The organism is Geomicrobium sp. JCM 19038 (assembly GCF_000698125.1).
Classification (GTDB): domain Bacteria; phylum Bacillota; class Bacilli; order Bacillales; family Marinococcaceae; genus Geomicrobium_A.
Map to the genome: position 1 here is coordinate 23,144 of NZ_BAXA01000001.1, position 25,931 is coordinate 49,074.

Consider the following 25,931-nt stretch of genomic DNA (forward strand, 5'->3'; position numbering starts at 1 on the left):
TTTTCATTGGCAGAGGGGACAGTCCCCCGACGCTTTAACGTGCTGGGGGACTGTCCCCCAGTGCGGTAACGTTGTACTCTAGCGGGGACTGTCCCCGATGGTTTGTGTTACAATAATGACATTAATGAACGAGGTGAACGTGGATGTTTATCGATTATGTAAATATATTTATTAAGTCTGGCGATGGTGGAAACGGGATGGTTGCCTTTCGCCGTGAAAAGTACGTACCAGATGGTGGTCCTGCAGGAGGGGACGGAGGTAAAGGTGGCGATATAATCTTTCGTGTTGATGAAGGATTACGTACACTTATGGATTTCCGTTATCAAAAGCACTTTAAGGCAGATCGTGGAGAGCACGGTCGTTCAAAGAACCAACACGGGAAAAATGCGAATCCGTCGATCGTTCTCGTGCCACCAGGTACAGTCGTAAAAGACAAAGAATCAGGCGCTGTTATTGCTGATTTAACTGAACACAACGAGGAAGCTCTCGTTGCAAAAGGTGGACGTGGGGGACTTGGGAACACTCGTTTTGCCACGCCGAAGAACCCTGCACCTGAACATGCAGAAAACGGTGAACCAGGAATTGAACGAGAATTAATTCTCGAATTGAAATTGCTCGCAGATGTAGGATTAATCGGGTTCCCGAGTGTTGGGAAGTCAACATTCTTATCTGTAGCAACGTCTGCAAAGCCTAAAATTGCAGACTACCCTTTTACGACAATTAAACCTAATCTTGGTGTTGTTCAATCAGAAGACGGACGCAGTTTCGTACTTGCTGATCTTCCAGGATTAATTGAAGGTGCACATGAAGGCGTTGGACTTGGTCACCAGTCTTACGACACATTGAACGTACAAAAGTACTCGTTCACCTTATTGACGTTTCAGGTTTGAGCGGTCGCGATCCTTACGAAGATTACGTAACGATCAACGAAGAAATTAAAGCGTACAATGAGGTGCTCACAAAGCGCCCACAAATTGTCGTAGCAAACAAGACGGATATGCCAGATAGTGAAGAGACACTCAATGCATTTCTTGAGAAGTTGGATGATGACAATGTTACGGTTTATCGACTATCAACACTAAACCGTCAAGGGTTACATGCTCTGATTGAAACGATTGTAAATGAGCTTGAAAATGCGCCTGAAATCGACGCTTTTGAGAAGAGTGAAGAAGAGCAAGAAGGCGTGTTATACAAATACACGAAAAAAGAGCCATTCGTCATTACACGCGATGATGAGGGTACGTATGTGTTATCTGGTGAAGAGCTTGAACGTAAGATTGTCATGCTTGACTTAAACCGTACAGAAAGTGCGAGACGTTTCTCTCGTACGATGAGACAAATGGGTGTTGACCAGGCGCTGCGTGAACGTGGAGCCAAAGATGGCGACCTCGTACGACTTGCCGGAATCGAATTTGAATTTATCGATGAATAAGTAATATTTTGGTGGTGAGGGCTATGGCAGAAGAAATTGATCAATTTTATCTTGTTCGAGAAGATATGTTGACCGAGGCAATGCAAAAGACATTACGAGCCAAAGTATTATTAGAAAACGGTTCTGCTGAAACGATCGGTGAGGCCGTTAAACAAGTGGATTTAAGCCGAAGTGCATTTTATAAATACCGCGATGCAGTTTTTCCATTTCATACGATGATTCAAGAGAAGATCATTACCTTTTCAATTCATCTTGCTGACCGCTCTGGTGCATTGTCGAATTTGCTTAGAATTGTAGCGAATACCGATTCAAATGTTCTAACGATTAACCAGACGATTCCACTCGGCGGTCGAGCGAATATTACGCTCACCGTCGATACGAGCATGGTCAATGTGGAAATTCAACAACTGATGGCAGATATAAAAGCGATGGAAGCAGTAGAAAAAGTAGAAATCATTGGCTCTGGCGCTGCTGGAGTATAGATGAATAGAATAGAATAGAAGAGATGGAGTGGAGTTTGTGACGAATAAAGTAGCTTTTTTAGGACCAGCGGGTACGTTTACAGAAATTGCTGCCCGAGCGTTTTTGCCAGATGCAAAGCGTATGCCTTATAAAGACATTCCGAGTACGTTACATGCACTTGAAAAAAACCAAGTCGATGCAGCTGTCGTTCCTTTAGAAAATACAATTGAAGGATCCGTAAACATATCGCTTGATTATTTAATTCATAAACACGATTTTCCGATTATTGGAGAAGTGGCCATTCCAATTGCACAACATTTACTTGTTCACCCAGCCGTAAACGACTTGCATGATATTGATACCGTTTATTCGCACCCACACGCCATTGCTCAATGCCACGAATTTATTACCGGAGAATTAGATGAAGTTGAACAAAAGTTTGCAACTTCAACGGCTCAGGCGGCAAGAGAAGTGAGTGAAAATGAACATACGAACATAGCTGCGATCGCAAATGAATTAGCAGCTGAAAAATATGGATTAAAAGTAATACAAGAAAACATTCATGACTTTACGAACAATCACACGCGATTTGTTCTCGTATCGCCTAATGATGTGGCACCAAGCTTTTTAAAAGCCAATGAACAGCATAGCAAAACGAAAGTGGTCGTGACATTACCTTCAGATTTTTCTGGGGCATTGCATCAAGTGCTTTCGGCATTTGCTTGGCGTAAACTAAACTTAACAAAAATTGAATCGCGTCCAACAAAAACCGGACTCGGTAACTATTTCTTTATTATTGATGTGGAACATGCGTATGATGAGGTTTTGTTGCCAGGTGCTTTAGAAGAACTAAAAGCGCTCGGATGTGAGACTCGCGTACTCGGCACGTACCCATCACTATTTGTTCAAGTAAAAGAACGCTCGCTCTAACGAAACGAATACTCCTCGTAACTCGTGCATATCTTGTATGGGAAGAACCAATTGGTAACGGATCATACGGGTTACGGGAGGGACATTAGTTGTGAAAATTCATATTGTGCAAAAAGGCGATACGTTATGGAACTTAGCGAAGAAATATGATGTGAACTTTGAGGAACTTAAAGCAGCAAACACGCAAATTGCAAACCCTGATATGGTAATGCCTGGAATGAAAATTAAGGTTCCAGGAAAAGGCATTCAAGCTAAAAAAGAAGTACAGGTAAAGAACAAAAAGGCAGAACCTGCAAAAGACTACACGGCTAAAGAGCAGCCTGCTCCGAAAAAGGAGCAACCAAAAGCGAAAGAAGCCCCTGCAGTGAAGCCGCCGCCGATGAAAATGCCAAAGATGGAAGTACCAAAAAAAGAGTACAAAGTTGAACCGAAAAAAGTTCCTCAAAAAGAAACGAAGAAGCCTGTGCCATCAAAAATGACAAAGCCAGCTCCTGCAAAGGTTGAGAAGAAAGTTGAGAAAAAACCGGTCATGAAAGAACAAGAAAAACCGCAAAAGCCAATGCCGAAACCTCAACACAAATGCACGTTCAGCCTCAGCCGATGCCAATGCAACATCCTTGTATGGAGTCTTATCCGTCTTATGGACACATGAATTATGGTCAACCAGTACCGCCGCATTTAATGCAATATTGTTATCCGTGTGCACCTTCAATGTATCCTGGTGCGATGCCTTATCAGCAAATGGCGCCACCGATGATGCATCACGGTCACGGGTATGAATCATATCCATTTGCAGAAGGCTATAGCTATGAGAACCTTCCATATGAGTTGCAATATCAAGGCTCATATGATGTGCCGAACCATCGAGGACATGAAGGTTCAACGGCACAGATGACATCTCCGTATATGGGTTATGCTCCAGATCCATATGGTTATTATGCACAACCGATGTATCCGCCAAACTACTATCAGCCAACAAGTCCGGATGACGAACACAAAGAGTAAGTTGGAGAGCTTTCCTCTTTATAACAGGTGTATCAATTCCCCCTTTATCACATCCTAGGTGTGAGGGGGATTTTTCTTTTATGAAAAAATTTGCACTGTCAATTACAGCTTGTACAATGCTTGCTGCAGGGCTTGCCGGATGTGGTGGAAATAATAACGCTGCAGAGCAAATTCCTGACCGAACAAATTACGACATGAATTACGTCAATGATTACCGCGGAGCAGATCATGATTATGAAATGACCCGTGCAAATCGTGGAGATCGTGGGGAAGGACCAATTACTGACATGTTAACGGTTGACGATCGCACGACAAGAACGGAGCGCCATGATAGCACTCATAACGTTAATGACGGAATGGGAAGTTCATGGGCTTATGGTAATCCACGAGATGTCGTTGATAAAGACCATTATACGCAAGGTGAACGCGATGCCAATCAAGCACGCTTCCAAAAGTATAATGGTGAAACAGGGGACCATCCTGGAATGGTCAATGAACGTGGTCAATTAAACAATGATCACCATCAAGGTCACACTGCAAAGTACAACAACAGTACTGAACATGATCTTGAAAGAACGATTGACCATGCAGTAGAAAACATGGATCGCATTGGCGATAGTCACGTTGTTGTTGATGGAGACCACGTCGTCATTGCCGTACGCGGGAGTAACATTGATGATGATCTGAAGGCGAAAATTAAAAATACCGTTGAGGATCATACGAATAAAACCGTGTATGTAACCGATGATGACGAGATGTTCGGGAAAGTCCGAAACGTCACACGTGACATCCGTAATGCTGGTGGAGAAATGGTCGATGAAACAAGAGCGACTTTCGAAGATATGCTTGGTGACCTTGGTAATATGGCCGAGCGTCCGTTTGAGCGTAGTCGCTAAGCAATATGCAAAGCGCGAAAGGACTCCAGTCCTTTTGCGCTTTTCTATTTCATGATATATTTACATATTGGGGAGGAATGACAATGGCTGGACATTCTAAATGGAACAACATAAAAAGACGTAAAGAAGCTCAAGATTCTAAACGAGCAAAAGTATTTACAAAAATTACGAAAGAAATTTTTGCGTCTGTTCGTGCAGGTGGCGACGATCCTGCTACCAACCTAAGACTTCGCCTTGCTATACAAAAAGGTAAAGAGGCAAACTTACCAAATGATAATATAGAACGAACGATTAAAAAAGCAGCAGGAAATCAAGATGGGATCACTTATGAAGAAATTACGTACGAAGGGTATGGACCAAGTGGGGCTGCGATCTTTATCGACGTGTTAACGGACAATCGAAACCGGACGGTCGCAGAGCTCCGTTACGCGTTTTCGCGAAATGGGGGAAACCTCGGTGAAGCTGGCTCTGTATCTTTCCTATTCGAAGATGCTGGCATAATTGTTATTCATTTAGGCGATCTTGATGAAGAAGAGATTATGCTAGAAGCGATTGAAGCGGGAGCATCGGAATTTGAAGTTGAAGAACGCACAGCGATGATTACAACAGCTTACGGTGATTTCCATGACGTAAAACAAACACTCGTTGATGCAGGTTACGAAATTGAAACGTCAGAGCTTACAAAGATCCCAACGGTTTTTACCCAACTTAACCGAGAACAAGAGGAGACGATGGTAAAGCTCATTGATAAACTTGAAGACAATGACGATGTTCAAAACGTTTATCACAATGCTGAGCTTTCCTAAGAATACGTGTTCCCATTGAAGTGAGCGTTATGCTACACTGAAGAGAAACGATGGAAAAGGGGACAATCCATGTATGAACGTTTAAGTGGAGCGATCGTTTATCGTGACCACGAGTCTGTCACTGTCGACATTCATGGTGTCGGTTATCACGTCTACTGTGCAAATCCATTTGCGTATGAAATCAATGAGAGTGCAACAGTAAATGTGTTTATTTATACACATATCATTCAAGATGCGATTAAGTTGTTTGGCTTTAAATCAAGAGAAGAACGCGTGCTCTTTAGTCGATTGTTGCAAGTGTCAGGAATTGGTCCGAAAGGCGCTTTAGCGGTGCTTGCTGAGGGGAATTCTAAAGTTGTTATTCAAGCCATTGAAGAAGAGAATGAAGCGATGTTGACGAAGTTCCCTGGAATTGGCAAGAAAACGGCGAGACAAATGATTCTTGATCTTAAAGGCAAGCTTGACTTCGTTATGGATGAAGAACAATTGATGGCTACTGGACCGTTGTTTGCTAAAGAAAGTGACGCCTTAGATGAAGCAATGGATGCTCTAAGAGCGCTCGGTTACGGTGAGCGTGAGATTAAGAAAGCAGAGAAGGCATTACAAGGAAACGATTTGACTGCTGATGAATACGTAAGGCAAGCCCTTCGATTATTTGTTGAACGGTAAAGGGGGGGATTTAATTGGACGACCGCGTCATTTCTAAAGAAGCATTAACGAAGGAAGAAGAACAGTTAGACCAAGGGATTCGACCGCTTAGTTTTGCGGATTATATCGGGCAAGAACAAGTGAAAAAGAATTTACAAGTTTTTATTCAGGCTGCCAAACTTCGAGAAGAAAGCTAGATCACGTGTTGTTGTATGGCCCTCCAGGTCTTGGAAAGACGACTCTTGCTACAATTATCGCACATGAGATGGGCGTTAATATTCGAACGACATCTGGACCAGCAATCGACAGACCCGGTGATTTGGCCGCGATTCTGACGACGCTCGAGCCAGGAGATGTTCTTTTTATTGATGAAATACATCGGTTAAATCGTTCAGTTGAAGAAGTTTTATACCCTGCGATGGAAGACTTTTGTTTAGATATTGTGATTGGCAAAGGAACGGAGGCGAAGTCAATGCGATTGGACCTTCCTCCGTTTACACTCGTTGGAGCAACGACGCGGGCTGGCATGTTGAGCGCACCTTTACGCGATCGTTTTGGTGTGTTGAGTCGGCTTGAATATTACTCTCTTGAGGAACTAGCGTCGATTGTAATACGTAGTAGTAAGTTGCTTTCTTTAGAAATGAAAGAACAAGCAGCACTTGAAATTGCAAGACGTTCTCGTGCTACACCGCGAATTGCAAATCGACTGTTACGACGCGTTAGAGACTTCGCGCAAGTGTCAGACAGTGGAACGGCGGTTGGCTATGAAGCGACGGAAAAGGCGTTAGAGCAACTACAAGTCGATCCGCTAGGGCTTGATCCTAATGACGTGCGCTTACTTTCAATGATCGTTCAGAAGTTCAAAGGTGGTCCAGTTGGGCTAGAGACGATGGCTGCGATGGTTGGAGAGGAATCAGAAACAATTGAAGACGTTTATGAGCCTTATTTGTTACAGATCGGTTTTTTGCAACGAACACCGAGAGGGAGACTCGTGACGCCGCTAGCGTATGAACACTTTAATTTCGATAAGGGAGATGTCTAAACGTTGGCAGAGTTTCCGAAATGGCTCGTAATCATAGGCGTTACGCTCATTGCGATCGGTTTGTTATGGCAAGTTGGCGGGAAGTTTTTGCCTTTAGGTAAACTGCCTGGCGATTTTATTTTTCGCGGTGAAAATACGACGGTGTATTTCCCGATTGTAACGTCGATTATCATTAGCGTTGTTTTATCATTGGTGCTATTTTTGATCGGGCGTTTTCGTTAATCAGATGCAGGAGTGACCACGATGAAAGTAAAAGACTTTGATTTTGATTTACCTGAGGAGCTCATTGCTCAAACTCCTTTAGAAGAACGAGATACATCAAAATTGTTAATGCTGGATGCTAATAACGGTAGTATTCAGCATGAAACTTTCCAGCATATCGTATCTCTATTTGAGCCTGGAGATTGTCTCGTATTGAACGATACGAAAGTAATCCCGGCACGCGTTTTCGGTACGAAAGAACAAGGAGGCGCCAACATTGAGTGCTTGCTTTTGAAAGATGAAGGAAACGATACGTGGGAAGCACTCGTAAAGCCTGCCAAACGTGTAAAAGTCGGAACGACCATTTCATTTGGAGATGGCAGATTAAAAGCATCGTGTACGGAGATTCTTGCTCATGGAGGGCGGAAGTTGTCGTTTTCTTACGAAGGCGTCTTTCTTGAAGTTCTTGAAAGCTTAGGAGAAATGCCATTACCTCCATACATTACAGAGCGCTTGGATGAACAAGATCGTTATCAGACGGTATTTGCTAAGCGATCCGGTGCAGCAGCAGCACCAACTGCAGGTTTGCACTTTACCGAACAACTGCTGGGTGAGTTAAAAGACCGAGGTGTGAACATCTGTTACATTACGCTCCACGTTGGCCTTGGAACGTTTCGCCCGGTAAGTGTAGACACGATTGAAGAGCATGACATGCATGCGGAGTTTTACGAGATGAATGATGCAACAGCGACGGTTTTGAATGAAGCGAAATCAGCTGGACGTTCAATCGTTGCTTGTGGAACAACTTCAGCGAGAACTCTCGAGACGATCGTTAATGAACATGAAGCTTTTACAGCATGTTCTGGCTGGACAGACATTTTCATTTTTCCAGGTTACGAATGGAAAGCGATTAATGGATTGATTACGAATTTCCACTTGCCAAAATCAACTTTAATGATGCTCGTTAGTGCCTTTTCTAGTCGAGAGCACATTATGAATGCGTATAAAGAAGCCATTGCAAAGCGCTACCGCTTCTTTAGTTTTGGCGATGCGATGTTTATGAAGAAAGGAATCAACAACTAATGACAGCCGTGTATTATGAACATATTAAGACATGCAAGCAGTCTGGTGCTAGGCTTGGAAAAGTGCATACGCCTCACGGAAGCTTTGATACGCCAATGTTTATGCCAGTCGGGACGCTCGCAACCGTAAAAATGATGAGTCCTGACGAGCTAAAAGAAATGGATGCACAAATCATTCTTTCAAACACATACCATTTATGGTTACGTCCTGGAGAAGATTTGATTCGCGAAGCTGGCGGATTGCACTCATTTATGAATTGGGATCGTCCAATTTTAACCGATTCTGGTGGATTTCAAGTGTTTAGTTTGAGTAAACTCCGCGACATTGATGAAGAAGGTGTACGTTTTCGTAATCATATTAGCGGAGAGAAGCTTTTCCTATCACCTGAGAAAGCGATGCAAATTCAACATGCACTAGGATCTGACATTATGATGGCATTTGATGAATGCCCGCCATATCCTGCTGAGTACAAGTATATGAAAGATAGCGTAGAACGTACGAGTCGTTGGGCAGAGCGTTGTCTTCGTGAGCACGAAGGCAACACGACCCAAGGGTTGTTTGGAATTGTCCAAGGTGGGGAGTATAAAGACTTGAGACGTCAAAGTGCTGAAGATCTCGTGTCGATGGATTTTCCAGGCTATGCGATCGGTGGTTTATCCGTAGGGGAGCCAAAGCATGTCATGAACAAGGTACTTGAAGAAACGATGCCGCATTTACCTGACAACAAACCAAGGTACTTAATGGGAGTCGGTTCCGCGGACGCCCTTATAGACGGCGCGATACGTGGTGTGGATATGTTTGACTGTGTATTGCCAACAAGAATTGGTCGAAACGGGACGTGCATGACTTCTGAAGGTCGAAAGGTCATTCGTAATGCTGAATTTGCTCGTGATTTCCGTCCAATTGATGAGAACTGTGATTGCTATGCGTGTAAAAATTATTCAAGGGCATACATTCGTCATTTAATTAAGAGCAAAGAAGCGTTCGGTTTTCGTTTAACCTCTTACCATAACTTGTATTTCCTGCTAAACTTAATGGTGAACGTTCGTGAGGCGATTAAAGAAGACCGTCTTCTAGATTTCAAAGAAGAGTTTTTTGAGCAATATGGTTTTAATCGTCCAGATGCAAAGAACTTCTAAATGAGGGTTTGCAGTTTAAAATATTGTACATGAAAAGCAAAAAGTGGTACATGTACAATAAGGAAAGGAGTGAACATAGATGGCATTAGAACCTATTATTATGCTCGTTCTGATGTTTGCAATCGTCTATTTCCTGCTCATTCGTCCGCAGCAAAAGCGTCAGAAGCAGGTACGTGAGATGCATTCGAACTTGCAAAAAGGCGACGACATCATCACAATCGGCGGATTGCATGGAACAATTGATGCAATTGATGAAGAGAAAATAGTTTTGCTTGTTAACGATAATCGTAAGCTAACATATGATCGTTCAGCAGTACGTGAAGTAGTCAACCAAAACTAATTAAAAACCCGAAGCAGTTACTCACTGCTTCGGGTTTTTGCGTTTCTATTAACGTATTGAAGAGCGAATACCAACACCAATCATGCCTCCGACCATCGCAGTGACAAGACATAAAGAAAACAATAGAAGTTGAGAAAGCATGATGGCATTACCATAGCCGAGGTATTGAATCGTAATCGCGAAGATAACGAACATGACACCAGCTAGTAAGCCGAATAACCACCCTTTAGCCCCTGCTTTCATCGCAGCAACCATCCCGCCAATAAACGTAATAATTAACGTAATTGCCATCGTAAGGCCGCCGATTGAGTGCTCAGATATTGAACTTAACCGTAAAATTGTTGCTAAAATTAAACTGCTAGCTAATACGAGACAGAGCATCGTTAGCAATGAACCACCAATTGCTCTCGTAAAAGTGTGATCCATAGTGTTCCTCCTCTAAATTGAAGTTGTCAACGCTTGACCGTGTTCGTCTACTTAAACATATGCAGAAGTTACTTTGATAGAAGAAAAAGTTACATGAGCATACAACAGTTGAGGAATACTACTCGTTAATGAGTTATGAGGAGCGAATACATTGGAAGAGTTATTCTCAATTTTTTGGCGCATTCTTTTTTATTATTTCTTTTTGTTAATTGCAATCCGCGTGATGGGCAAGCGAGAAGTCGGTGAGCTAACACTTCTTGATTTTATTGTTTCCATTATGATTGCAGAATTTGCAGTGAAAGGAATTGAAGAGCGTAATATTGTGATTGGTGCGTTTCCGATCGTCGTTTTAGCATGTACGCAAATTATTTTGGCGTACGTGTCATTGAAAAGTAATCGTATGAGAGATCTATTAGACGGGGTACCTTCATTAATTATCGAGAATGGCAAAGTGAATGAAGCGGAAATGCGCAAACAGCGATACAACTTTGATGACTTGATGCTGCAATTAAGGCAACACGATATTACGGATTTTTCTAGAGTTGCGTATGCGATACTTGAGCCTTCAGGTGATTTGTCGGTGATCGAAATTGAAACGACTGCAGGAGATGTTGTTTTTCCTTTTCCTTTTATTATTGATGGAGAAGTTCAGAAGAAACATTTAAACCACATCGGAAAAAGTAGAGATTGGTTAGTAAAAGAACTGATGAAGCGAGGGTATACCGATCTCAAAAAAATTGCCGTTTGTTCAGGAAGTCGAAATGGTCACTTGATCATCGATGAGAAGCACTGAGTACATAGAAAAGCCTCCAGGTTAAGTGGAGGCCTTTTATCCTAACGAAACAGTGATTGAAGTATCGGCAAACGACTGATATTCTTGAAATGAAGCAATCGAAAGATAAACAGTCCGATCATGTAGACAAAAAGTGAAATGACAATGCTTAAAAGTGTACCTGAAAGCATATGGTCTGCTGTAACAAACGTTTTAAAGCTTATCGTGGCAGCGCCGACGGTGAGGAGAGTGACGATGGCGGTATTCACCCAATCTTTAATGCGTATCGTAAATCCGACAGCTCGTGAGACGCTTATGAAATGAAGCAAAGTTACGAGCACCATACTACAACAGATGGCAAGGGCAACGCCCATCATTCCAAGCTCAGGACGAGATGCTAGAAAAGCAATCGCTGTAATTTTTACGACAGCGCCAATCAAACTGTTGTACATCGCGGATTTGGCAAGGTTGAGTGCTTGTAAAATTGCTTGTAACGGGCCTTGAAAGTATAAGAATATACAAAATGGAGCCATTAGTTTTAAATAGATTGCAGCTTGGGGTGCATGATACATGAGTGTTAAAATCGGGACTGCAAATACATACAGCACAACGATTGAGATCCCACCGGACAATAAGGCCACTTTTGTTGTCTGTTGAAGCCTTCTCTGTATGAGGGTGTGGTCATTTTTGCTATGTGCTTCACTAATGGCAGGTACGAGTGAGACCGATAAGCCATACGTAATGAATGAAGGTAAGAATAGGAGTGGTACGACAAAGCCACTTAGTTCACCGTATTGGCTCGTAGCAAGCACCGTCGCAACGCCTGCAACAGCTAAGCTTTGTGCGACAACGATTGGCTCTAGGAATAAGGAGACACTTCCTACGAGTCGACTGCCAGTCGTTGGCAAGGCAATCTCCATTAAGTCTTTAAACGTTTGTTTCCCGCCTTCGAGGGCGCTCATAAAGTTTTTGCGAACTTTTAATGTTTTTTTTCGTTTAAATACGTAAATGATGTAAAGTAAAGAGGCGAGTTCCCCGAGTACAGCAGAAATCATTGCACCGGCGGCCGCAAATTCAACGCCGTATGGCAGTAAAGCACTCGTACAAATGGCTACAAATGCGATACGTACAACTTGTTCAATCACTTGTGCGATTGCAATCGGACGCATGTTTTGCATGCCTTGGAAATAGCCACGAACAACGGCAGATAATGCCACGATTGGTACAATTGGAATGATGGCAAGGAGCGGGTATAGTGCTCTTGCGTCGGTTAACATCCATTCAGCGAGAAATGGTGCAATCACGATAATGAGTAGGGTGAAGATTACACTTAGTATACCGGTTACTGTGAGTGACACGACGAGAATGCGTTTTTTTCGCACGTGATCGCCATTCGCGTCGGCTTCAGCAATTAATTTTGAGATTGCAACGGGTAAACCGAGTTGTGTTAAGGTGATGACGAGTAAAAATGTCGGAATCGCCATCATATACAAACCCATTCCTTCAGAGCCCATGATTCTAGCAACAACAATCTTATTTACGAAACCGAGTATTCGTGTTACCAACCCGGCGATAATTAAGATTAACGCGCCTGCAAAAAACGATTGCTTGGACATAACCGCCCTCCTCGATGTTAGACATTTAAGGGTTGTCCGTTTTACATATGTATGCCGAAGTTGTCCAAGCATGACTAGTTGATGAACCTGATCACAAAAGAGGTGAAGTGAAGTGAATCCGCAACAGTTTGACGTGTGGAAAGATGATTTAGAGCCTGTTTTAATTTTGAAAGTAGATGAATTTCAATTACTAGGTTACGAAGAAGCGACAAAAGAACTCGTTTGGCAAGCAGGAATCCAGAAACTTCGAAAACAACCGGAATTCGTTCCGTTTTATCAATTTGTTAATTCGTTTATGCGGTTGTCGGTGACAGATTATATGAATCATGTTACGATTTCAGCTTATCGAGGCGAGATGGACGGGATGGATTCGGGTCGTAATGATTTAGAAAGTTTACTCGATGATGTACTACGTCATTGACACTCAATTTTCTACGTCCGTATAATAGAGATATTGTGCCAAATCAACTGTATATGTTTTACATATCAGAACGTGATTGTTTTGTTCACTAAGGAGGACCTCTTATGGGTAAAAAAGGGCTGAGAATTGGTGCGTTTTTCGCCATTGTCATTGCTCTTGGCGTACTCATCGCACAAACAGCGACTGATGTAGCGAGAGATACGAATTTAGGATTAGATTTACAAGGCGGTTTTGAAGTGTTGTACGAGCTTCAGCCTGATGATGGAGAGTTGACACAAGAAGACATCCAATCAACCGCAACCGCTTTGAATCAACGTGTTAACGTACTGGGTGTATCAGAACCTGCAATATCTGTTGAGGGAGAAGACAGAATACGTGTTCAACTCCCAGGTGTTGAAGATCAACAAACGGCTCGAGAAACACTTGGTACTGAAGCTGAATTATCATTCCGTGATATTGATGACAACTTATTAATGACAGGAGAGTCGCTTCAACAAGGGGGATCACAAGCAACATTTAATGAGAACAATGAGCCGATTGTCTCATTAACAATTAGTGATGGAGAATTGTTCGGAGAGATTACGACAGAACTTGCTCAAAAATCATATCCAGAAAACTTACTCGTTATTTGGCTTGATTATGAAGAAGGAATGAGCTTTGAAGAGGAAGCGCAAAAAGAAGACCCGGCATTTATGTCAGCAGCGACGGTACAACAAACGTTAACGACAGATGCAAGTATTACGGGAAACTTTACACTTGAAGAAACAGAATTTCTAGCAGATATTTTGAATGCAGGCTCATTGCCGGTTTCTCTTGAAGAAGTGTACTCGAATGCAGTTGGGGCATCACTTGGTGAGCAAGCATTACAACAAACATTGTTTGCCGGTATGATTGGTGTGGCCTTGATCTTTCTTTATATGATCGGTTACTACCGATTTATGGGTATCATTGCGGCGATTACGCTTTCCGTTTATATTTACCTCGTTATGATTTTCTTTAATGCGATCCAAGGTGTACTGACGTTACCTGGTATTGCTGCACTCATACTTGGTGTCGGTATGGCAGTCGATGCAAACATATTAACGTATGAGCGGATTAAGGAAGAATTGAAAGACGGGAAATCAGTGAAATCTGCTTACAAAGCAGGAAGTCGTAGAGCTTTAGGAACAATTATTGACGCCAACATCACGACAATCATTGCTGCAGCAGTGATGTTTTATTTCGGAACAAGCGCAGTACAAGGATTTGCGGTCATGTTAATTGTTAGTATCCTAACAAGCTTTATTACAGCGGTCTGGGGTGCGAGACTCTTACTTGGATTATGGGTCAATAGTCGTGCGTTGAATCGTAAGTATTGGCTATTCGGTGTGAAGGGACGTGATGTTCGTGGACTTTAATATGGCGAATAAGAACATTGACCTTATTAAACATCGAAAGAAGTATTTTGGTCTTTCCATTATCATTGTATTAATCGGAGCTATTTTACTTTCAACGGTTGGTCTTAACTTAGGGATTGACTTTGAAAGTGGTACTCGTGTAGATGTTGCTTCAAGTGAGACGTTAACAGAAGAAGAAGTTGCAGATCACTTTATACAGGCCGGGGGCTATGAGCCTGATGACATTACACTTGCTGGTGATAATAATGAACAAGCATCCGCACGGTTTATCGGTGCGATGCCTCAAGAAGATGTAACGACCATTCAAAGTTACTTTATCGATGAATTTGGTGAAGAACCAAGTGTAAGTACGGTTTCACCACAAATCGGTCGAGAACTTGCACAAAATGCGATCATCGCAACGCTTATAGCGGCGTTTGGAATTGTCATTTATGTTGCATTTCGGTTTGAATTTTTATATGGTGTTGCAGCCGTCGTTGCGCTTTTATATGATGCGTTTTTCGTCTTGACGATGTTTAGCATCTTCCAACTAGAAGTAAACATTCCATTCATTGCAGCCATATTAACTGTTGTCGGTTATTCGATCAATGATACGATCGTAACATTTGACCGAATAAGAGAGAACATGAAGAAACAAGATGAAATCAAAGGGTTTGATCATCTTGCAAAAGTAGTAAACGATAGTTTACTTCAAACGTTAACGCGCTCGATTAATACGGTATTAACCGTTTTATTCGCAGCGGTTGCGATTTGGTTACTCGGTAGTTCAGCGATTATGTCGTTTGCTTTTGCGATCGTTATTGGTCTGATTGCCGGAACGTATTCTTCATTATTCCTTGCAGCTCAACTTTGGCTCGTTATGAAACATCGATCACTTGAAAGACAAAAGAATAAACCTGTAGAGGCCGAAGAATACTAAGTCAGATACCCCTTCAAGATGAAGGGGTATCTTTACCGTCCATATCTATGAGAAGGGAGTGGGGGAAGACGTGGATACAGCCACAAAGGAGCGCTACAAAAAAATAAATTTTGCTGCTTGGTTAGGAATTGTTATTAATATCGTCTTAGCACTCGTCAAAGGCATTGTTGGGGTTTTTGCAAACAGTCGAGCATTGATTGCTGATGCTGTCCATTCAGCAGCCGATGTGGTGACGTCCTTTGCCGTTTTAATTGGTGTGCGAGCAGCAGAGTTACCTCCAGATAAAGATCATCCATATGGACACGGCAAAGCCGAATCGATTACAGCCATCATCGTGAGTGTGTTACTATTTATGGTCGGTTTAGAAATTGCGATGAGTACGTTCGGGGACATCGGTTCAGAAAACCCAGTTCCTCAAATGATCGCGCTATATGTGATCATCATCTCCATCATCATTAAGGAGCTTTTGTTTCGTTATAAGCTTCATTTGGGGAGAAAGTACAATAGTGAAGCAATCATTACGGATGCATGGCATCACCGTTCAGATGCCTATTCTTCAATCGCAGCAATGGCTGGGATTATTGCTTCGTTACTTGGTGCCCACTTTGGCATTGCGTGGTTGATGTACGGTGACATGTTTGCAGGAATTCTCGTTGCTGTACTCGTTATGGTCATGGCATTTAAACTCGGAAAAGATGCGGTTCACAATGCGCTTGATCACGTTTTGCATGATGAGGATACGGTAGAGATGAAGCAAAATGTACGAAAAGTAGTAGGTGTGTATCATATTGATGAGTTTCATGCAAGAGAGCATGGACATTATGTAATTGTAGATATTAAAATAGGAGTAGATCCGACAATTTCTGTACGTGAAGGTCATGACATTGCTAAGAATGTCAAGGCAGTGCTCATGGAAGAAGAACGAGTGCGCAACGTACTCGTTCATGTAAATCCGTTAGACGAAGTGGAAGATGATGAGACTGGAGTGAACGAACAATGAGAGGGCAATGGACATTAATCTTAGGGTTAGTTGCGGCATTAATGATTTCAATCTTTGCAGTGATCAATGTAGATTCTGTAACGGTAGACTTTATGTTTACAACAGCTCAAGTGCCACTGATCTTAATTATTCTAGGCTCGGTATTAATGGGCGGTGTTATTGTTGGGGCGGTTGGACTACTTAAGGTGTATAAACTCCAACAAGAAATAAAACGTCTAAAGAAAAATCAACAAGAAGGCCGACAAGTAAGCGATCATCCAGATCCCGTTGACAATAACGACGAAAATCAAGAAAACGAAACGACATGAAAAGTTCATTGTCGTTCCGCTGTCTCTTCTGTATAATAGTTACGGTCAGGTGAGGAGGTCGCTACCGATGTTACAACCAACAACAAAGTGGGAACTGAATACTGAATCGGAATCTGCCCAAGTGTTAGCTACACAACTAGAGGTATCGCGCTTAACCGCCCACCTCCTGATCAATCGTGGATGTGATACAAAAGAAAAAGCGGAAGCTTTTTTACATATGAATGAGGATCGTATGCACGATCCTTTTCTTATGAAAGGGATGAAAGAAGCCGTTGATCGTATTCATCAAGCGATTATTGATCAAGAAAAAATTGTCGTTTTTGGCGATTATGATGTTGACGGTGTTTCAAGCACAGCGCTAATGTGTGAGACCCTTTCTAAGCTAGGTTCGAAATATGATTGGTACATTCCGAATCGGTTTACTGAAGGATACGGTCCGAACCGGAATGCCTTTAATAAGTTGTACGATGAAGGTGCAACACTACTGATTACCGTAGATACGGGAATTGCTGCTGTTGATACAGTCGCATATGCGAACGAATTAGGATTAGATGTAATCATTACTGATCATCACGAGGTAGGTCCAGAAATACCTAATGCATTTGCGGTCATTAATCCTAAGCAAAAAGATTGTTTATACCGTTTAGTGACCTTGCAGGTGTTGGTGTTGTGATGAAAGTGGCTCATGCACTTTTAGGTGAAGTTCCTAAAGACGGTCTTGATCTCGTATCATTAGGTACGATTAGTGACTTAGTCCCACTCATCGATGAAAACCGTTATTTTGCCAAACGAGGACTAAGGGTATTATCAAGACTCGATCGCCCAGGTTTGCAGGCACTTTGTGAGTTGAGTGGACTTAGCGATCCACCATTTACAGCAGAGAAAGTTGGTTTCGGCTTTGGTCCGCGTTTAAATGCTGCCGGAAGAATGAGTAGTGCAGATCCTGCTTGCCAGATTTTGCTTACGACGGATCAAGAAGAAGCCTATCATCTCGCAGAACGTATTGAACAATTAAACGTCGAACGACAACGTACCGTTGAAGAGATCACGAAAGAAGCGGTTGCGATGTCTGAGAGGCTGACCGAGCAAGATGCCATTGTCGTCGCAAACGAGAATTGGAATTCTGGGGTAACCGGAATTGTTGCTTCGCGTTTGGTCGAGAAATACCAACGACCGAGCATCGTGATCGCACTTGATTCAGAAGGTGTCGGCAAAGGGTCTGCTAGAAGTATTGAAGGCTTTGATTTGTATGAGTCATTGTCAACGGTCAGGGAGTTGTTCACCCATTTTGGTGGGCATCCGATGGCAGCGGGTTTAACGATTGATCATACGAACATTGATTTGTTACGAGCGCATTTAAACGAAGCTGTAAAACAAACGATGACAGATGAAGATTTCATAAAAACATCTCCTGTAGAATTAGAATTAAAGATGAGTGACGTGACGACGAGCTTGATTAAAGAAATTGAGCAACTAGCTCCATTCGGTGTGAAAAATCCAAAGCCGAGTGTTCTTATTAGAAACGCAGCGATCGCGCAAAAGAAAGCGATAGGCAGCGATCAAACTCACGTAAAGATGCTTCTTGAAAGTGATGGAGTAACGCTTGATTGTATCGGGTTTCGAAAAAGTTACATGAATGATGCTGTTAGCGACGATAGCCTCATCTCAGTCATTGGTGAGTTAGAAAATAATGAGTGGCGAGGGAACGTAAAACCCCAACTGATTATTCGTGATGCTGAGGTTCGTGAAACACAAGTGTTTGATATGAGAGGGAAATCGATTCAAACGATTGAGCGTTTTGATCATGAGACGAGCTATATCGTATTCCAAGATGCAATGAAAAAAACACTTACTAATTTAGGGATTGCAGAACATCAAATCATTGATGGTGAGAGTGAAAGGCTTTCTGAATCGATGACCACTTTTGTGCTCATTGATTTACCAAAGGACCTAGCTTCGCTCGAGAATGTCTTCCGTCATTTTGGAAAGCAGATGGATACACTATACGTGTTGTTACAAGACGAAACGAAAGCTTACTTTACATCGCTTCCGACGCGTGAACAATTTAAGTGGTTGTTTGCGTATATTAAACAAGAAGGTACACTTGATATTCATCGCACGATCGAACAAATTGTTCGTCATAAAGGATGGTCTGTCGATACGGTCCGCTTTATGTTTGTCGTTTTTGAAGAGTTGCAGTTTATTACGAAGCGTGAAGGACGCGTCGAGCTCAATGACACACCTTCTAAAAAAGCCTTAACCGATGCTCCAATTTACGAGCGTCATCGTAAAAAAGTTGAAGTTGAAACAACGTTGTTAATGTCAACAACTGAGCAACTAAAAACATTTTTTCATCCTTTTTTAGTTGAGCAGCCAATTGAAAGCGAGGAAATACGCAGTGGATTACAAAGCACACATTAAAATTATTGATAATTACCCAAAGGAAGGCATTCAGTTTAAGGATATTACGCCACTTTTGCAAAATGGTCCTGCCTACAAAAAGGCAATTGATGAGATGACAGAATACGTAAAGTCCAAAGATGTTGATATCGTAGTTGGTCCTGAAGCACGTGGTTTTGTTGTCGGATGTCCAATTGCATACTCTTTAGAAAAGAGTTTTGTGCCTGTTCGGAAAACAGGTAAGCTTCCACGTGAAGTCGTGACAGAAGATTATGGTCTTGAATATGGTAAGGACACACTTGCGATTCACGCTGACAGCATCAAAGAAGGCGATCGTGTGATTATTACTGACGATTTACTTGCAACGGGTGGTACGATTGAAGCGACGATCAAGCTCGTTGAGAAGCTTGGTGGCGTTGTTGTTGGATGTGCGTTTTTAATCGAGCTTCAGTATATTGATAGCCGAGCTAAGATTAAAGATTACGACGTCTTTTCGTTAATTCGTTACTCATAAACGTGTAGGGTGCCTAATTACAGGCACTCTTTTTCTGTAAGGAACTAAAAGAGCAAGCCGAAGGACTTTACAGGCAATCATTTTTTATTGATAATAGATTAAATAGAGATGTAGAGAGATTGATGAAAGGTGATTCCATGACGATCGAGCAGTTATTAGAGCGGGCAGCAGAATACATGTCACAAGAGCACGTAGATTTTATTCATCGTGCTTATTTATACGCAGAGAAAGAACACGAAGGTCAATATCGGAAGTCCGGCGAACCGTACATTCATCACCCTGTACAAGTGGCTGGAATTTTAATTGAATTGAAGCTAGAGCCTGCAACGATTGCTGGTGCTTTTTTACATGATGTTGTTGAAGATACGGAGACGAGTCTAGAGCAGCTAGAAGAGCATTTCGGTGAAGAAGTGAAAATGCTCGTTGACGGTGTAACAAAGTTAAAGAAGATCAAGTACAAATCCAAAGCTGAGCAACAAGCAGAGAACCACCGTAAGATGGTTGTGGCGATGGCAAGAGACATTCGTGTTATTCTCATTAAATTGGCAGATCGTCTGCACAACATGCGAACGCTTAAGCATCTACCTGCAGAGAAGCAGCGCAGAATCTCTAACGAGACGCTTGAGATTTTTGCACCGCTCGCACATCGACTCGGAATTTCCACGATTAAATGGGAATTAGAAGATATAGCACTTCGCTATTTAGATCCCCAACAATATTACCGCATCGTTAATTTAATGAAGCAAAAGCGTGCGCAACGAGAACAATATATTGATGAAGTCATGACAGACATTCGTTCTAATGTGAAAGAGTTAAATGTGGAAGCAGACATATCAGGTCGTCCGAAACATATTTATAGCATTTACCGAAAAATGACGATTCAGAAAAAACAATTCAACGAGATTTACGATTTGTTAGCGGTTCGAATTATCGTTAAGAACATTAAAGATTGCTATGCAGTGCTAGGAATTATTCATACACAATGGAAGCCAATGCCTGGTCGTTTTAAAGACTACATTGCAATGCCAAAAGCGAATATGTATCAATCACTCCATACGACAGTGATCGGTCCAAAAGGCGAGCCACTTGAAGTGCAAATTCGCTCCGAAGACATGCACAAGATTGCAGAGTACGGGGTAGCGGCACATTGGGCTTATAAAGAAGGTACACCGACCGGTGTGCAATCATTGGACAAGCTCGGTTGGTTTAGAGAAATTCTCGAATGGCAAAACGATACAACAGATGCAGAAGAGTTTATGGAGTCCCTTAAGATCGACCTCTTCTCAGATATGGTGTTCGTATTCACACCAAAAGGGGATGTCATTGAATTACCTCGAGGTTCAGTGCCGATTGATTTTGCTTATCGCATTCACACCGAAATCGGAAACCGAACGATCGGTGCAAAAGTGAACAGCAAGATGGTTCCGCTTGATCATCAACTAAAAACAGGCGATATTGTTGATATTTTGACATCAAAGCATTCATATGGACCTTCCCAAGATTGGCAGAAGATCACCCAAAGTTCCCATGCCAAAAACAAAATTAAGCAGTTCTTTAAGAAAGAACGCCGAGATGAGAACGTTCAAAAAGGCCGGGAGGCAATTGAGCGTGAATTGAAATCACAAGAGTTCAACCCGAAAGAAATTCTCATTGATGAGAACATCAAATCGACAGCAGATAAATTTAGTTTTTCTGGCGAAGAAGATATGTTTGCGGCCGTTGGATACAATGGCATTAGCGCAAAACAAGTCGTGACACGTCTCACTGACAAAAAACGTCAAGAAAATGAGCAACAAGAGAAGAAAACAGTGTCCGATGCTGTAAAAGAAATATCACCACAGACGCCAACAAGAACGAGACGCTCAGGTACGGGTGTAAAAGTAAGAGGCGTTGATAATTTGCTCATTCGTTTATCTCGATGTTGTAATCCTGTACCAGGGGATGACATTATTGGGTTTATTACGAAAGGACGAGGTGTGTCAATTCATCGTACAGATTGTCCGAATATCACAGGTTTAGGTGACGATCGTAGTCGTGTTGTTTCTGTTGAATGGGATGAAGACGACCAGAAAGTAAAGAATTACAACGTTGACATCGAAGTAACAGGGTACGACCGTCGCGGTTTGTTGAATGAAGTGTTAAATGTCGTTGCAGAGTCTAGAACGAACATTCATGCTGTTAATGGACGCTCAGACAAAAACAAAATGGCGACCATTGATATGACGATTGCAATTAACAACATCGATCATTTATATAAAGTCGTAGATAAGATTAAAAAATTGCCAGATGTATACTCTGTTCGAAGAGTCATGCAATAAAGGAGTCGACCATGAGAGTATTACTACAACGTAGCAAAAAGGCTCAAGTCGTCGTTGCAGAAGAAACGGTAGGGCAAATCGATTATGGGTACGTATTACTCGTTGGCGTTACACACGAAGATACGGTGAAAGATATCGAATGGTTAGCCGAGAAGATCGTTCACTTACGTTTGTTTGAAGATGATGAAGGGAAGATGAACCATTCGTTAATTGATGTAGGTGGAAGTGTTTTATCTGTCTCCCAGTTCACGTTGTATGGCGATGCGAAAAAAGGCAGAAGGCCTAGTTTTACGAATGCAGCAAGGCCTGACTTAGCAAATGATCTTTACGAGCAATTTAACGAAGCGATTAAAAGCCGAGGCGTTAACGTTGAAACGGGTGTGTTCGGTGCGATGATGGACGTCTCGTTAACGAACGATGGTCCAGTGACGCTAATGCTTGAGTCTCCGCAATAAAGTTTGTGAAGATAGTTGACAATGTGGAGATAGATATTTATGATAGAAAACATACATGCAGACCGTTGATGAAGAAAAGTACTAGATGATTCATGAACACAGAGAAGAAGAGGCCATGGCTGGAAGCCTTCTGTTCATCCATTTAGGAAAGACACTTCGTAGGGGCTCGTTCGAACGAATTTTTTAGTAGAGCGAGACGTAACACAGGCGTTAACTGTGCTAAGTGGATGTCTTTAATTAGACTTCAAGTTGGGTGGCACCGCGGTATACTCGTCCCTCTGAATTGTTTTTCAGAGGGGCTTTTTTATGCATTAATTTAGAAGGAGTGACGTTTCATGGCATTTAATATTCCTCGTGGCACGCAAGACTTGTTGCCAGGCGTATCAGAGCAGTGGCAATGGGTGGAGTCTGTTGCAAGAGAAGTGAGCCGGAAATATAATTACCAAGAAATTCGTACACCAATTTTTGAGACAACGGAAATTTTCCAACGTAGTGTTGGAGATAGCACAGATATCGTTCAAAAAGAAATGTACACGTTCCAAGATCGTGGTGGGAGACACTTATCGTTACGCCCTGAAGGAACAGCATCCGTTGCTCGTTCATTCGTAGAAAATAAGATGCACGGCAATGTGACGCAGCCAGTAAAGATGTACTACATTGGACCGATGTTTCGTTATGAACGACCAGAATCAGGACGTATGCGTCAGTTCCACCAGTTCGGTGTTGAAGCAATTGGAAGTGACGATCCTGCGATCGATGTAGAAACGATTGCACTTGCGATGGATTTTTACAAAGCGTGTGGCTTAGACAACTTAAAACTTGTACTCAATAGTTTAGGTGACAAAGAAGTACGTAAAAATCACCGCGAAGCGTTAGTTGCGCATTTCTCTGATCGTATTGATGAATTTTGTAGCGACTGCCAAGGGCGACTTGAGACGAACCCACTTAGGATTCTAGATTGTAAAGTTGATCGTAACCACGAACTCGTACAATCTGCACCTTCCATTCAAGAGTATTTGAATGAAACGTCGGTTCAATATTTCGACAAAGTGAAGCAATTGCTTGAAGACATCGGAATTTCGTATGTTGTTGATCCGAATCTAGTGCGCGGTCTTGACTATTATACGAATACAGCATTTGAGATTATGCTTGATGAGCCGGAGTTTGGTGCAATTACGACACTGACTGGTGGCGGACGTTATGAAGGACTTATTGAAGAGTTTGGTGGTCCAAAAACGTCAGGAATAGGCTTTGGGTTAAGCATTGAGCGCGTGTTAATGGCGCTTGAAGCGAGAAACAAACTTCCTGAAGTTGGCTCAAGTTTAGACGTGTTTGTTGTAGCTGTTGGAGAGAAAGAGAATGACAAAGCGACAACATTGCTACATGATTTACGTCAAGCGGGTATTAGTTGCGATAAAGATTATGCAGCAAGAAAATGAAAGCCCAATTTAAAAGCGCAGACCGAGTGAACGCAAGCCGGGTAATCGTCATTGGTGAGCAAGAACTCGAAAGTGGCATCGTCAATGTGAAGAACATGGAATCAGGAGAACAAGAGCAAGTTTCTTTTGAGCACCTTGTTACTCACTTAACGTCTTAATATAGAGAACAGATGAGGAGTGTGTTGAAGTGGTAGGAGTAGGAAGAACGCATTACAGCGAAGAAATTACTGAAGCAATTGTTGGCGAACACGTACAGTTAAAAGGGTGGGCACGTACACGTCGTGACCTCGGACAAGTCATTTTTATTGATTTACGCGACCGCAGTGGTGTCGTACAAGTCGTATTTAGCCCGGAGATTAACGAATCGGCGTTGGCTATTGCAGATTCAATTCGTAACGAATACGTACTTGATGTAAAAGGGAAAGTCGTTTTACGAGATGAAGAAACGATCAACGACAAAATTCCAACTGGAAGAGTCGAAGTACACGTTGATGAAGTGAAGATCTTAAACGTATCAAAACCACTACCGTTTACGATCGATGAAGACGTACAAATATCTGAAGACATTCGTTTAAAGAAACGCTACCTTGATCTTCGTCGCCCGAACATGCAACGCGTGTTCCGTTTACGCCATCAAGTGACAAAAGAAATTCGTAACTTCTTAGATCATCAAGACTTTATGGAAGCTGAAACACCGATGCTTACAAAGAGCACGCCAGAAGGAGCAAGAGATTACCTCGTTCCAAGTCGTGTTCATGAACATGAATTTTACGCATTGCCACAATCCCCACAGTTGTTTAAACAACTACTGATGGTTGCTGGTTTTGAGCGTTATTATCAGATCGTTCGTTGCTTCCGTGATGAAGATTTACGAGCGGATCGTCAACCAGAATTTACACAAGTCGATATTGAGGCATCGTTTATGGATAGCGAAGACTTGTTTAAAATGTCAGAAGCAATGATGGCGCGCATTATGAAGGCTGTACACAATAAAGACATTGTGACACCGTTCCCGCGTATGACTTACAATGAGGCGATGAACCGTTTCGGATCTGACAAGCCAGATACACGCTTTGCAATGGAGCTCGTAGAGCTTTCAGACATTGTGAAAGACAGTGGTTTCAAAGTATTTACGGGTGCTCTTGAAAAAGGTGGCAAAGTAAAAGGACTAAATGCAAAAGGTCAGGGCGACGCAATGAGTCGTAAAGAAATTGATGACTTAGCAGACTTTGCTGCAATTTACGGTGCTAAAGGCTTAGCGTGGTTAAAGGTAGACGAATCATTGGCGCTTAAAGGACCAATCGCTAAGTTCCTATCGGAAGAGATCCAAGAAGAGATGAAACGTGCGATGAATGCTGAAAGTGGAGACTTACTCATGTTCGCAGCTGATGAATCAAAAGTCGTGTACGACGTTCTCGGTGCGCTTCGTATGAAGTTCGGGAAAGAGCTAGGTTTAATTGATACAGATGCGTATAACTTCTTGTGGGTGACAGACTTCCCGCTCGTTGAATACGACAAAGATGAAGATCGTCATGTCGCTTTACACCATCCGTTCACTCGTCCAGTTGCAGAAGATGTTGAAAAGCTTGCATCAGAGCCAGAAAACATCATCGCTCATGCGTATGACCTCGTATTAAATGGCTACGAGCTTGGCGGAGGTTCACAGCGTATTCATGAACCGGAATTGCAAATGCAGATGTTTAAAACGCTCGGTTTTACGGAGAAAGAAGCGACAGATCAATTCGGTTTCTTAATTGACGCGCTTAGCCACGGGGCGCCTCCTCACGGAGGAATTGCACTAGGACTTGACCGTCTCGTCATGCTACTTGCAGGCGTTGATAACTTACGTGAAGTGATCGCATTCCCGAAAACAGCGAGTGCAAGTTGCTTACTCACTGAAGCACCAAGTCAGGTTAGTCCTAGTCAATGGAAAGAGTTGCATTTACGTCCGCGTTAAATAAA

Annotated in this window: 26 protein-coding genes, 3 pseudogenes and 1 other annotated feature; of the genes and pseudogenes, 27 read left to right on the top strand and 2 right to left on the bottom strand. The window is 42.4% G+C overall.

From position 1 onward, the window contains the following. The first annotated feature begins 143 nt into the window (after positions 1 to 143). The 14 genes and pseudogenes from obgE (at position 144) to yajC (ending at position 9,984) form a co-directional block, all read left to right on the top strand. Positions 144 to 1,432 (top strand): annotated as a pseudogene (gene obgE, locus JCM19038_RS00120) (GTPase ObgE). 23 nt (positions 1,433 to 1,455) lie between these two features. Then, the gene (locus tag JCM19038_RS00125; protein WP_042359425.1) at positions 1,456 to 1,914 is read left to right on the top strand and encodes an ACT domain-containing protein; all 459 of its coding nucleotides are present in this window, start codon (positions 1,456 to 1,458) and stop codon (positions 1,912 to 1,914) included. Positions 1,915 to 1,951: 37 nt separating this feature from the next. Then, positions 1,952 to 2,824 (top strand): prephenate dehydratase, encoded by an 873-nt coding sequence (pheA, locus tag JCM19038_RS00130; protein WP_042413350.1) that lies wholly within the window; start codon positions 1,952 to 1,954, stop codon positions 2,822 to 2,824. 91 nt (positions 2,825 to 2,915) lie between these two features. After that, a complete protein-coding gene (safA, locus tag JCM19038_RS24675) occupies positions 2,916 to 3,476 on the top strand; it encodes a SafA/ExsA family spore coat assembly protein (protein ID WP_042413351.1) in 561 nt (186 codons plus the stop codon). Then, positions 3,473 to 3,829 (top strand): hypothetical protein, encoded by a 357-nt coding sequence (locus JCM19038_RS00140; protein ID WP_042413354.1) that lies wholly within the window; start codon positions 3,473 to 3,475, stop codon positions 3,827 to 3,829. The genes safA and JCM19038_RS00140 overlap by 4 nt, the downstream gene beginning before the upstream one ends. Before the next feature lie 80 nt (positions 3,830 to 3,909). After that, positions 3,910 to 4,725 (top strand): YhcN/YlaJ family sporulation lipoprotein, encoded by an 816-nt coding sequence (locus JCM19038_RS00145; protein WP_042413355.1) that lies wholly within the window; start codon positions 3,910 to 3,912, stop codon positions 4,723 to 4,725. Between the two features lie 83 nt (positions 4,726 to 4,808). Continuing rightward, positions 4,809 to 5,531: a YebC/PmpR family DNA-binding transcriptional regulator gene (locus tag JCM19038_RS00150; RefSeq protein WP_042413357.1), complete on the top strand. Its 723-nt coding sequence runs from the start codon at positions 4,809 to 4,811 to the stop codon at positions 5,529 to 5,531. A 69-nt stretch (positions 5,532 to 5,600) separates the two neighbouring features. After that, positions 5,601 to 6,200 carry a Holliday junction branch migration protein RuvA gene (gene ruvA, locus JCM19038_RS00155; RefSeq protein WP_042413360.1) on the top strand — a complete coding sequence of 200 codons (600 nt, stop codon included), beginning with the start codon at positions 5,601 to 5,603 and terminating at the stop codon, positions 6,198 to 6,200. 14 nt (positions 6,201 to 6,214) lie between these two features. Next, a complete protein-coding gene (locus JCM19038_RS23180; RefSeq protein ID WP_238554229.1) occupies positions 6,215 to 6,376 on the top strand; it encodes a hypothetical protein in 162 nt (53 codons plus the stop codon). Further along, positions 6,338 to 7,221 (top strand): annotated as a pseudogene (gene ruvB / locus JCM19038_RS00160) (Holliday junction branch migration DNA helicase RuvB); the annotation flags it as partial. The gene JCM19038_RS23180 and the pseudogene ruvB, both read left to right, overlap by 39 nt. 3 nt (positions 7,222 to 7,224) lie before the next feature. After that, positions 7,225 to 7,443 carry a DUF2905 domain-containing protein gene (locus tag JCM19038_RS00165; RefSeq protein WP_042413361.1) on the top strand — a complete coding sequence of 73 codons (219 nt, stop codon included), beginning with the start codon at positions 7,225 to 7,227 and terminating at the stop codon, positions 7,441 to 7,443. A 21-nt stretch (positions 7,444 to 7,464) separates the two neighbouring features. Continuing rightward, positions 7,465 to 8,505, top strand: coding sequence for a tRNA preQ1(34) S-adenosylmethionine ribosyltransferase-isomerase QueA (gene queA / locus JCM19038_RS00170; RefSeq protein ID WP_042413365.1), 1,041 nt, complete (start codon positions 7,465 to 7,467; stop codon positions 8,503 to 8,505). Beyond that, positions 8,505 to 9,644: a tRNA guanosine(34) transglycosylase Tgt gene (gene tgt / locus JCM19038_RS00175; protein ID WP_042413368.1), complete on the top strand. Its 1,140-nt coding sequence runs from the start codon at positions 8,505 to 8,507 to the stop codon at positions 9,642 to 9,644. The genes queA and tgt overlap by 1 nt, the downstream gene beginning before the upstream one ends. A gap of 79 nt (positions 9,645 to 9,723) precedes the next feature. After that, positions 9,724 to 9,984, top strand: a complete 261-nt coding sequence (gene yajC / locus JCM19038_RS00180; protein WP_042359433.1) for a preprotein translocase subunit YajC — start codon at positions 9,724 to 9,726, stop codon at positions 9,982 to 9,984. Positions 9,985 to 10,032: 48 nt separating this feature from the next. Here yajC and JCM19038_RS00185 read toward each other — a convergent pair whose 3' ends face one another. After that, complete coding sequence (locus tag JCM19038_RS00185) at positions 10,033 to 10,410, bottom strand: TIGR04086 family membrane protein (RefSeq protein ID WP_042413371.1); 378 nt, start codon at positions 10,408 to 10,410, stop codon at positions 10,033 to 10,035. 151 nt (positions 10,411 to 10,561) lie between these two features. Between JCM19038_RS00185 and JCM19038_RS00190 the strand changes: the two genes are divergently transcribed. Continuing rightward, entirely contained in the window at positions 10,562 to 11,203 is a 642-nt protein-coding gene (locus tag JCM19038_RS00190; RefSeq protein ID WP_042413374.1) for a DUF421 domain-containing protein, read from the top strand. A gap of 41 nt (positions 11,204 to 11,244) precedes the next feature. On the opposite strand, the gene spoVB is transcribed toward JCM19038_RS00190, so the two are convergent. Further along, positions 11,245 to 12,798 carry a stage V sporulation protein B gene (gene spoVB, locus JCM19038_RS00195; protein ID WP_042413377.1) on the bottom strand — a complete coding sequence of 518 codons (1,554 nt, stop codon included), beginning with the start codon at positions 12,796 to 12,798 and terminating at the stop codon, positions 11,245 to 11,247. A 112-nt stretch (positions 12,799 to 12,910) separates the two neighbouring features. On the opposite strand from spoVB, the gene JCM19038_RS00200 reads away from it, so the two are divergent. The 12 genes and pseudogenes from JCM19038_RS00200 (at position 12,911) to aspS (ending at position 25,926) form a co-directional block, all read left to right on the top strand. Continuing rightward, positions 12,911 to 13,219: a post-transcriptional regulator gene (locus tag JCM19038_RS00200; protein ID WP_042359436.1), complete on the top strand. Its 309-nt coding sequence runs from the start codon at positions 12,911 to 12,913 to the stop codon at positions 13,217 to 13,219. A gap of 104 nt (positions 13,220 to 13,323) precedes the next feature. Beyond that, complete coding sequence (secD, locus tag JCM19038_RS21445; protein ID WP_081831498.1) at positions 13,324 to 14,616, top strand: protein translocase subunit SecD; 1,293 nt, start codon at positions 13,324 to 13,326, stop codon at positions 14,614 to 14,616. Then, complete coding sequence (gene secF / locus JCM19038_RS21450; RefSeq protein ID WP_152549321.1) at positions 14,600 to 15,535, top strand: protein translocase subunit SecF; 936 nt, start codon at positions 14,600 to 14,602, stop codon at positions 15,533 to 15,535. Before secD ends, secF begins: the two co-directional genes overlap by 17 nt. A 70-nt stretch (positions 15,536 to 15,605) precedes the next feature. Then, the gene (locus tag JCM19038_RS00210; protein ID WP_042414233.1) at positions 15,606 to 16,535 is read left to right on the top strand and encodes a cation diffusion facilitator family transporter; all 930 of its coding nucleotides are present in this window, start codon (positions 15,606 to 15,608) and stop codon (positions 16,533 to 16,535) included. Continuing rightward, the gene (locus JCM19038_RS00215) at positions 16,532 to 16,843 is read left to right on the top strand and encodes a lipopolysaccharide assembly LapA domain-containing protein (RefSeq protein ID WP_042413381.1); all 312 of its coding nucleotides are present in this window, start codon (positions 16,532 to 16,534) and stop codon (positions 16,841 to 16,843) included. Before JCM19038_RS00210 ends, JCM19038_RS00215 begins: the two co-directional genes overlap by 4 nt. A 67-nt stretch (positions 16,844 to 16,910) precedes the next feature. Beyond that, complete coding sequence (locus JCM19038_RS20170; RefSeq protein WP_052360847.1) at positions 16,911 to 17,516, top strand: DHH family phosphoesterase; 606 nt, start codon at positions 16,911 to 16,913, stop codon at positions 17,514 to 17,516. Continuing rightward, complete coding sequence (locus tag JCM19038_RS00220) at positions 17,516 to 19,264, top strand: single-stranded-DNA-specific exonuclease C-terminal domain-containing protein (protein WP_238554251.1); 1,749 nt, start codon at positions 17,516 to 17,518, stop codon at positions 19,262 to 19,264. The genes JCM19038_RS20170 and JCM19038_RS00220 overlap by 1 nt, the downstream gene beginning before the upstream one ends. Next, positions 19,242 to 19,757 carry an adenine phosphoribosyltransferase gene (locus JCM19038_RS00225; RefSeq protein ID WP_042359438.1) on the top strand — a complete coding sequence of 172 codons (516 nt, stop codon included), beginning with the start codon at positions 19,242 to 19,244 and terminating at the stop codon, positions 19,755 to 19,757. Before JCM19038_RS00220 ends, JCM19038_RS00225 begins: the two co-directional genes overlap by 23 nt. A 137-nt stretch (positions 19,758 to 19,894) precedes the next feature. After that, on the top strand, positions 19,895 to 22,075 hold the full coding sequence (locus JCM19038_RS00230; RefSeq protein WP_042413385.1) for a bifunctional (p)ppGpp synthetase/guanosine-3',5'-bis(diphosphate) 3'-pyrophosphohydrolase: 2,181 nt from the start codon (positions 19,895 to 19,897) through the stop codon (positions 22,073 to 22,075). 11 nt (positions 22,076 to 22,086) lie between these two features. Continuing rightward, positions 22,087 to 22,530 (top strand): D-aminoacyl-tRNA deacylase, encoded by a 444-nt coding sequence (gene dtd, locus JCM19038_RS00235; RefSeq protein WP_042413388.1) that lies wholly within the window; start codon positions 22,087 to 22,089, stop codon positions 22,528 to 22,530. 56 nt (positions 22,531 to 22,586) lie between these two features. After that, positions 22,587 to 22,811: a binding site (T-box leader), on the top strand. A gap of 54 nt (positions 22,812 to 22,865) precedes the next feature. After that, positions 22,866 to 24,127 (top strand): annotated as a pseudogene (gene hisS, locus JCM19038_RS00240) (histidine--tRNA ligase). A gap of 29 nt (positions 24,128 to 24,156) precedes the next feature. After that, the gene (gene aspS, locus JCM19038_RS00245) at positions 24,157 to 25,926 is read left to right on the top strand and encodes an aspartate--tRNA ligase (RefSeq protein ID WP_042413391.1); all 1,770 of its coding nucleotides are present in this window, start codon (positions 24,157 to 24,159) and stop codon (positions 25,924 to 25,926) included. Positions 25,927 to 25,931 lie beyond the last annotated feature (5 nt).

Bases quoted from the DNA above. Each gene is read 5' to 3' on its own strand.
- JCM19038_RS00125 (WP_042359425.1), top strand. From the start codon at position 1,456: ATGGCAGAAGAAATTGATCAATTTTATCTTGTTCGAGAAGATATGTTG.
- JCM19038_RS00140 (WP_042413354.1), top strand. From the start codon at position 3,473: ATGAATTATGGTCAACCAGTACCGCCGCATTTAATGCAATATTGTTAT.
- JCM19038_RS00145 (WP_042413355.1), top strand. From the start codon at position 3,910: ATGAAAAAATTTGCACTGTCAATTACAGCTTGTACAATGCTTGCTGCA.
- JCM19038_RS00150 (WP_042413357.1), top strand. From the start codon at position 4,809: ATGGCTGGACATTCTAAATGGAACAACATAAAAAGACGTAAAGAAGCT.
- ruvA (WP_042413360.1), top strand. From the start codon at position 5,601: ATGTATGAACGTTTAAGTGGAGCGATCGTTTATCGTGACCACGAGTCT.
- queA (WP_042413365.1), top strand. From the start codon at position 7,465: ATGAAAGTAAAAGACTTTGATTTTGATTTACCTGAGGAGCTCATTGCT.
- tgt (WP_042413368.1), top strand. From the start codon at position 8,505: ATGACAGCCGTGTATTATGAACATATTAAGACATGCAAGCAGTCTGGT.
- yajC (WP_042359433.1), top strand. From the start codon at position 9,724: ATGGCATTAGAACCTATTATTATGCTCGTTCTGATGTTTGCAATCGTC.
- JCM19038_RS00185 (WP_042413371.1), bottom strand. From the start codon at position 10,410: ATGGATCACACTTTTACGAGAGCAATTGGTGGTTCATTGCTAACGATG.
- spoVB (WP_042413377.1), bottom strand. From the start codon at position 12,798: ATGTCCAAGCAATCGTTTTTTGCAGGCGCGTTAATCTTAATTATCGCC.
- secD (WP_081831498.1), top strand. From the start codon at position 13,324: ATGGGTAAAAAAGGGCTGAGAATTGGTGCGTTTTTCGCCATTGTCATT.
- secF (WP_152549321.1), top strand. From the start codon at position 14,600: ATGTTCGTGGACTTTAATATGGCGAATAAGAACATTGACCTTATTAAA.
- JCM19038_RS00215 (WP_042413381.1), top strand. From the start codon at position 16,532: ATGAGAGGGCAATGGACATTAATCTTAGGGTTAGTTGCGGCATTAATG.
- JCM19038_RS20170 (WP_052360847.1), top strand. From the start codon at position 16,911: ATGTTACAACCAACAACAAAGTGGGAACTGAATACTGAATCGGAATCT.
- JCM19038_RS00220 (WP_238554251.1), top strand. From the start codon at position 17,516: ATGAAAGTGGCTCATGCACTTTTAGGTGAAGTTCCTAAAGACGGTCTT.
- JCM19038_RS00230 (WP_042413385.1), top strand. From the start codon at position 19,895: ATGACGATCGAGCAGTTATTAGAGCGGGCAGCAGAATACATGTCACAA.
- dtd (WP_042413388.1), top strand. From the start codon at position 22,087: ATGAGAGTATTACTACAACGTAGCAAAAAGGCTCAAGTCGTCGTTGCA.